The sequence below is a fragment of the Caballeronia arvi genome, from assembly GCF_001544695.2.
Classification (GTDB): Bacteria; Pseudomonadota; Gammaproteobacteria; order Burkholderiales; family Burkholderiaceae; genus Caballeronia; species Caballeronia arvi.
In genome coordinates, this window is record NZ_FCOM02000131.1 from 1 (window position 1) to 6,372 (window position 6,372).

Annotated in this window: 10 protein-coding genes and 1 pseudogene; 5 read left to right on the plus strand and 6 right to left on the minus strand. The window is 60.3% G+C overall.

The features are described 5' to 3' along the window. From AWB74_RS48020 to AWB74_RS43020, 3 genes and pseudogenes are all read left to right on the plus strand, one after another. A pseudogene (locus AWB74_RS48020) lies at positions 1–364 on the plus strand (hypothetical protein); the annotation flags it as partial. A gap of 3 nt (positions 365–367) precedes the next feature. Then, positions 368–1,339, plus strand: coding sequence for an SOS response-associated peptidase family protein (locus tag AWB74_RS43015; protein WP_061152588.1), 972 nt, complete (start codon positions 368–370; stop codon positions 1,337–1,339). Between the two features lie 87 nt (positions 1,340–1,426). After that, positions 1,427–1,648: a hypothetical protein gene (locus tag AWB74_RS43020; RefSeq protein ID WP_061152589.1), complete on the plus strand. Its 222-nt coding sequence runs from the start codon at positions 1,427–1,429 to the stop codon at positions 1,646–1,648. A gap of 51 nt (positions 1,649–1,699) precedes the next feature. Here AWB74_RS43020 and ligD read toward each other — a convergent pair whose 3' ends face one another. From ligD to AWB74_RS43045, 5 genes are all read right to left on the minus strand, one after another. Continuing rightward, positions 1,700–3,655 (minus strand): DNA ligase D, encoded by a 1,956-nt coding sequence (gene ligD / locus AWB74_RS43025; RefSeq protein WP_087039561.1) that lies wholly within the window; start codon positions 3,653–3,655, stop codon positions 1,700–1,702. Between the two features lies 1 nt (position 3,656). Continuing rightward, positions 3,657–3,962, minus strand: coding sequence for a hypothetical protein (locus AWB74_RS43030; RefSeq protein WP_061152591.1), 306 nt, complete (start codon positions 3,960–3,962; stop codon positions 3,657–3,659). A 165-nt stretch (positions 3,963–4,127) separates the two neighbouring features. Next, entirely contained in the window at positions 4,128–4,529 is a 402-nt protein-coding gene (locus tag AWB74_RS43035) for a hypothetical protein (RefSeq protein ID WP_061152592.1), read from the minus strand. Next, a complete protein-coding gene (locus AWB74_RS43040; RefSeq protein WP_160110400.1) occupies positions 4,513–4,932 on the minus strand; it encodes a response regulator in 420 nt (139 codons plus the stop codon). Before AWB74_RS43040 ends, AWB74_RS43035 begins: the two co-directional genes overlap by 17 nt. 48 nt (positions 4,933–4,980) lie before the next feature. Then, complete coding sequence (locus AWB74_RS43045) at positions 4,981–5,187, minus strand: hypothetical protein (protein ID WP_061152594.1); 207 nt, start codon at positions 5,185–5,187, stop codon at positions 4,981–4,983. Between the two features lie 101 nt (positions 5,188–5,288). Between AWB74_RS43045 and AWB74_RS43050 the strand changes: the two genes are divergently transcribed. Both AWB74_RS43050 and AWB74_RS46185 read left to right on the plus strand, forming a co-directional pair. After that, positions 5,289–5,504 carry a CsbD family protein gene (locus tag AWB74_RS43050; protein WP_061152595.1) on the plus strand — a complete coding sequence of 72 codons (216 nt, stop codon included), beginning with the start codon at positions 5,289–5,291 and terminating at the stop codon, positions 5,502–5,504. 49 nt (positions 5,505–5,553) lie between these two features. Further along, positions 5,554–5,811, plus strand: coding sequence for a hypothetical protein (locus tag AWB74_RS46185; RefSeq protein ID WP_143749496.1), 258 nt, complete (start codon positions 5,554–5,556; stop codon positions 5,809–5,811). A gap of 258 nt (positions 5,812–6,069) precedes the next feature. Here the strand turns inward: AWB74_RS46185 and AWB74_RS46190 are convergent. Next, positions 6,070–6,372: DUF883 family protein (locus AWB74_RS46190; protein WP_143749497.1), on the minus strand; the 303-nt coding region annotated here is incomplete at its 5' end.

Below are 6,372 nucleotides of genomic sequence, written 5' to 3' on the forward strand. Positions count from 1 at the left end.
AATCTCGAGCAGTTTTTTCATCATCCGGCTCCGCCGGAACATAGCCACGTCGAAGCATCATCTGTTCCAACGCTCGGAGTCCACTCAGCGTCCTCCAACACCTGTGTTCCGCCGAATTCGATACGCCGGTGCTACTCATGGCCAGCACATCACGCGCCGGGACCGATGCACCCCAAAATCGCCAGGCGAGACCCTGAAAGGCGCCGGCTTCGCGGTGCGCCAGCCGAATGTCCAGGCGCTCTTCACGGGTGACATGCAATTAAACTATTCTTGCCCCGTCATCAAGAAGATGCTGGCGCTGTGCAAAGAGCCGCTCTGGCGTCGTGCGCCTTGGCTTGCACCATTACAAAAAGGGGGAATCTGACGCATGTGTTACTCAGCGCAAATCCAGGCCGACTATCGCCGCTACGTGAAGATGTTCGGCGCACAGATGGATATCCGCGAGTTCGCGCGACTGTTCTGGGAGCGCGCCGAGGGCAGCAAGGCAAAAATCCCGAAGGCGATGGAAGACGCCTTCCTTGAGCCTCAGACCGATGACGAGCGCCAGATCAAGACCTTCATTGATCGGTACAACGCGGAACAGGCGACCAAGATCGAGCAGGAACTTTTCAAGCAGCGAACGCGGCTGGCCGACGCTGAACGCACGCTGCAAACGAAGACGACCCAAGCAGCGACTGAAAGCAAGCGCATCGCGACGGACAAGATCGATGCGGCGTTACGGCGCTTGGCCGATTTTGGTCGAACCGAGCAAGAGCCGCGGGACTCACGCATCTTTCCCGGCTACTATGCGCCCGTGCTCGTCGTCGAAGACGGGCAGTACGTCGTCAAGCCCATGCGCTATCAATGTCGTATCGCGGGGAAGCCTGCGAACTACGATGTCAAGTACCCCGGCACGTACAACGCGCGACGCGATAGCCTGGAAAAGTTTTGGAAGCCGTGTTTTGGCTACACGCACGGGTTGTTGCTGGTCGACGTTTTCTACGAGAACGTCATGCGAGCCAAGTGCGAGAACACGCTGTTCGAGACCCATGACGGACCGCAGGCGCCTGGCGAAAATGTCGTCCTGGAGTTTCGGCCCAACAACGGTCAGCTGCTAATGGTCGCGTGTCTCTGGTCGAAGTGGATGGCGCCCGGTCAGCCGGATCTCCTCTCGTTTGCCGCCATCACCGATGAACCGCCTGCCGAGGTTGAGGCAGCAGGGCACGATCGCTGCATCGTCCCGATCAAGCGTGAGAACGTCGATGCCTGGCTGAATCCGCAGGCGTCCGACCTCGCCGCACTCGATGCGATTCTCGAGGATCGAGACCGGCCTTACTACGAGCATCGACTCGCCGCATAAATCGTGGACAGCGACAGTCGCTTGCCAAACACCGCTCGGAACACGCCTTGCTCAGCTGATTTTGTTCTTTACTGAGGAGGTACAACGATGGCAGGCGACAACTCGTATAAGCCCGGTGACATCGTCAAGGTGTCCGGCATCTATTCCGTCGTTCATGACGATGGCAAGGATACGTTTGAAGTCACGTGTGTCGAGGGCGAACATTTTCCTCCGACGAGAAGCGGCAAAGGCGCCCACTTCGAACTCAAATATGCGGCGACGCACTCACACAAGCACGGTGAACTGAAGGGCACCGAGGCGCGCGGGTGACATGGCTAGGATCTGAATGTGTCTGACGGGCCGGCATGAAGTGCAGCCTGGCTAGCGCTTCATGCCGACCGCGCGGCGCATCGCGGCAGTGATGCCTTGCCGCGTGCGCCAGTACCCTTCCCATGGGTCCGCTGCGAGCGTGCGTTGTCGGTAGATGGCCTGCGCCATCGTCCACTGATCACCGCTTTTTACGTCCGTCAACTCCTCCCACGATATCGGCATCGATACCGCCATGCCCGGGCGGGCGCGCACTGAAAACGCGGCCACCGTGCTGGCGCTTCGACCATTGCGCAGATAGTCGATGAAGATTTTGCCAACGCGATTTTTCGGGCCCAGCACGGCTGAAAATCGCTGCGGCACGACGCGCGTCATGTGCTGTGCGACCGCTTGTGAGAAAAGCTTGACCTCCTCCCATCCCTGCCTGCGGATGAGCGGCACGACGATGTGAAAACCCTTGCCGCCGCTGGTCTTCGCAAATGAGCGCAGGCCGAGCTCGTCCAGGACGACTTTGACAAGTGATGCGGCTTCCAACATCGCTGACCAAGGCAAGGCGGGATCGGGATCGAGGTCGAAGATGACGCGATCGGGATGTTCCAGATCGGGCGCCACGCCGTTCCATGAGTGGATTTCGATGACGCTCATCTGAGCGAGCCCGACCAGCGCGTCGGCGGTATTAGCAACCAGCAGCGGCTTGTGTCCCGGATACACACTGACGGGCAACTCTTCCACGCCAGGTATGCGCGCACGCTCGGAGTGCTTCTGGAAAAATAGTTCCCCCGCAATCCCTTCAGGCGCACGTACGAGCGCAAGCGGCCGGGCGTGCAGGTAGGGCAGCGCCCACTCCGCGATCGCGTCGTAGTAGCGCACGATGTCAAGCTTGATGCGTCCTGAGTCCAGATCCATCACGCGCTGTGGGTTGCTGATCTTGATGTCGCCCATGATGACCGTGCCGCGCGGACCAGGTCGTTCGCGCGTCGAACCGACATGCCGTACTTCTGGATCGTCAACGACCTTTTCTTCCGTGACCGCCCGTGCAGGCTTGTCTTCGCGCAGGGCATGAAACACGGGATGCCGGATTTCTCCGTTGGGGGTCCACTCCAGGAAGGACACTTCCGCGACGATGTCGGGGGCGAGCCAATGGAACTCGCGATCGAGCTCCGGCTGAGGCGCGTTGTAGAAGGCGGGCTGAGGCTGAAGCAAGGCTTGAACGCGCTTGCTGAACGCAGCACTGCGCGAGGGCGTTAGATGAGGCGCAACATGGCCCGCGTACCTGAGCGCGCCGTCTTGTTCATAGACGCCCAGCAACAACGAGCGCACGCCCGTCTTGGCGCCCTTCACACGCGAGAAGCCGCCAATCACGAACTCTTGCCTGAGATTGCATTTAAGCTTGACCCAGTCGTTTGAACGTCCTGAGCGGTACGGCGCATCGGCGCGCTTGCCGATGATGCCTTCGAGTTTGATCTTGCACGCCGATGCTATGAGCGACGCCGGGTCCTCGGCGAAATCGTCGGAGTAGCGAAGGAGGGGGCTCGCGACGCTTCGCATTAACTCGTGAAGCAAGGCTCGGCGCGACCGGAGCGGCTGCTCGCGGATGTCACTGCCGTTCACCCACAACAGGTCGAAGACATATAGAACGATGTCTGCCGTACTGCGCCGGTCGAACGCGTTTTGTAGGGCATTGAAGTCGGGCTTGCCGCTGGCATCGAGGACCACTGCCTCCCCGTCAATCCAGGCACTATTGACTGACAGGCCCGCCAATGCGTCTCGCAGTCGCGGCATGCGCTCGGTCCAATCGTGTCCATTGCGCGTGATCAGCCTGACGTCGCCCAACTCGATGCGCGCGAGCATGCGGTAGCCGTCGAACTTGATCTCGTAGGACCAATCTCCCTTCGCAGGGTGTCGCTCCACCAATGTGGCCAGTTGTGGCTCGATGAGGGCCGGCATTTCGCCTGGCGCGGTCTCGGGAGGGCGTACGCGCGTCGCGCGCGAACCATTCCACCGCCCCATGTCACTCGTCGCCCGCGTACGGTGGCGGTGGCACGCCGTCGCCCTCGCGATCATGGTCACGATCGCCGTCGCGCCCATCGAGCATCGGCGGGCGAAGCGGTTGCTGCGTGTCGATGCCCGCCCTCCGGAGCGCCGCATCGACGCGCTGAAGCTCAGACTTAAAACTGACTCGCCACCGCGTTGGCGGTTCGTCATCGCCCAGCAGCGTCATGCCGTCATGGATGACAAGCGCATAGCGCGCAACGAGAAGCGCATCAACGAGTTGCGCTTCTCGTTTGGCTTGTTCCAAGAATGCGGTCGCTTTCATGACGGCACCTCCCGTCGGCAGAGGCGCAAGCCCTGCGCCTGGAGCAGGCGAAAGAGGAAGGCGAGCGAGGAGGGCGAGCGGTTGCCAGTTCGGCCTTGCAATCGGGCGATAAGGGTTTAGACTGACCCTGTCTCCTCCATGTCCACCGATATGGATTCAGCCCACTCAATCGAGCGGGCTTTTTCTTTTCAACGCGAAACTCGTGTCCACCAAAGCGGTTGCCGCTCGCGTGCTGTCGCAGCCTTGACCGGTGTCTATGAAGTTAACCAGACTTCCGGCCGACGTGCTTTCACCGATCACCGGTTCCCGACGGGCAAAGAAGGCACCAAAATCGCAGCAAGCGATGCGTTGCAGGCGAGCAAACCTATCGCAGAGCCGCCGATCCGGTTTTGCGAAGCGCCGATACAAATCGCGCCGCGTAACCGGTCCAGCGTCGCGATACAGTGAGATGGCGGGGCGCCAATTCAACATCATCAACACCGTCGGAGCGTTCAGAGCGAGGCGGCCCAGCGCGCGCTCCAGCGGATGAGCCATTGACGCGCCCGCGAAGTTAAACAGGTGCGACATGTTCGATGAGATCGAGCAGCGGACGGATCGAAAGGCCCTTGCGGCAGAAAGCATCGATTTGCGCCTGCCTGCCACGTTCCTCTACCTCCGCTTCCGCGAGCGAGGTATGGGCGATGATCGGTGTGTTCGCAAAGCGGCTGGACTCTCGCATGGCTGAAGCCACCGCGAATCCATCGCACGCGGGCATCTCCATGTCAAGGATCACGACATGAGGCGTTGTGGCGAGCGGCATTCTGAAGGCAGCCGGGCCACTCTCCACGATCGTCGTCCGAAAACCTTCAATAAACAGGACCGCGGCGAGCGCCTGCGCGCCGGCCATATCATCGTCGATAATGAGCACGATGACCGGCGGCAACACGCGGTCGAACAGGCGATCGGTCCATAATCCAGGCATCGCAACCATGACGGTCTTCGAATAGGTCATGGTCTGAATAGAGCAACGGCCATGCCCCTAGGCCTCTTGCCCGTCCGCCATAGATCCGCCGTAGAGGTCATTCAATAGCCGCTCTGCGTCGTGGCGCGCCATTTCCTCTGTAGCGAATGCTTCAGAACATTGTCCCACCATGAAGGTCGTCCCATCTTCCGGGCTCGATAGAAACGCTGCCCAAACCCAGCCGCCGGACTGACGTTCCAGCTTGATCTCGAACGATTGCGACATTTCGCGCCTCCTGGTCTCACTATAGACGGCCCTTATTTCAAGGCATCTTTTTTGCGTCGTTATGTGCGCTTGCGATGCGCAAGTGCGTCAGGAGCACGGCCATGAATGAAGATCAGGTGAAAGGTGTCGGAGAGAAGGTGAAGGGCAAGATCAACGAGGGCGTTGGCAAGATGACGGACGATCCCGCACAGGAAGCGAAGGGCGACGCACAGCAAGTTGCTGGCGAGGCAAGAAAACAAGTCGGCAACGCTGAAGAGGATGCGAAGGACGCCGCCGATGAGGCGGTGGATCGTGACCGCGGCTCCATCGCACCGTAATCGATTAGTTCAAGAATGAGAGAAGCCCTGTGAGGCTCGGGAGAAAGCCATGAATCGCATCTCAGCTCTGTTAAGCGTCCTCCTTGTAGCGGCAAGCACGAGCGCCTTCGCGCAGACCACGCAGAAAGCTGCGTCACCAACGACTCAGAACGGCGTCACAAAGAATCAAGGGGCCGACAGCGCTTCGAGCGGGGCAAGCACCCCAGGCGCCCCGACACTGATGCAGCAACGTGAAAAGGGCATGTCGCCCGATGGCGCTTCGGGGACGGATGCAAATGGAAAGGCGACCGGCAAAATAAAACAGTAAAGCTCCAGGCCCGTCTTCGACGTGGCCTGGTGGAGACGGGCCATTGAGTGTTGACAGCGTCCATCCCCAGCAGAACGCAGCGGAGCACAGAAGAGCGAACGTTTCGTCCTATAACGACGGCGTCCCGGCGGCGCCCTCAGCAGTGGCGGATTACTTTGGCCGGCTCGTCCGGCCCGAGTGCCGGGCCGTCAGCGGCGCGCTCTGCTGCCATGACGGGCGAGAAGTCGCCCGCCATGGCTTTGCGCAGTTCGCATCTGCCTACCGCGAAATCAGCATGCCAATGATCACGCCTCCGAGCGCAGCGATCGTGATCGACTTCCAAGGGTTGTCATGCACGAAGTCGTCAGTCGTCTCCGTCGCAAGTCTATAGTTCTTGGCGACGGTATCCTGCATGTCCGAGAGCTTGTTTTTCACCGTTGTGCGCGCGTCGTCGCCCTGGTTGTTTCCAACCTGTGATGCTTCCCGTTGATTGCCATTCCGAGCAGTCGCGGGCGGCTGAGTGTCTTCTCCTGACGCGCCGTGATTTGAGCTGGTCGGAAATTCATAGGGAGTGTCGGCCTT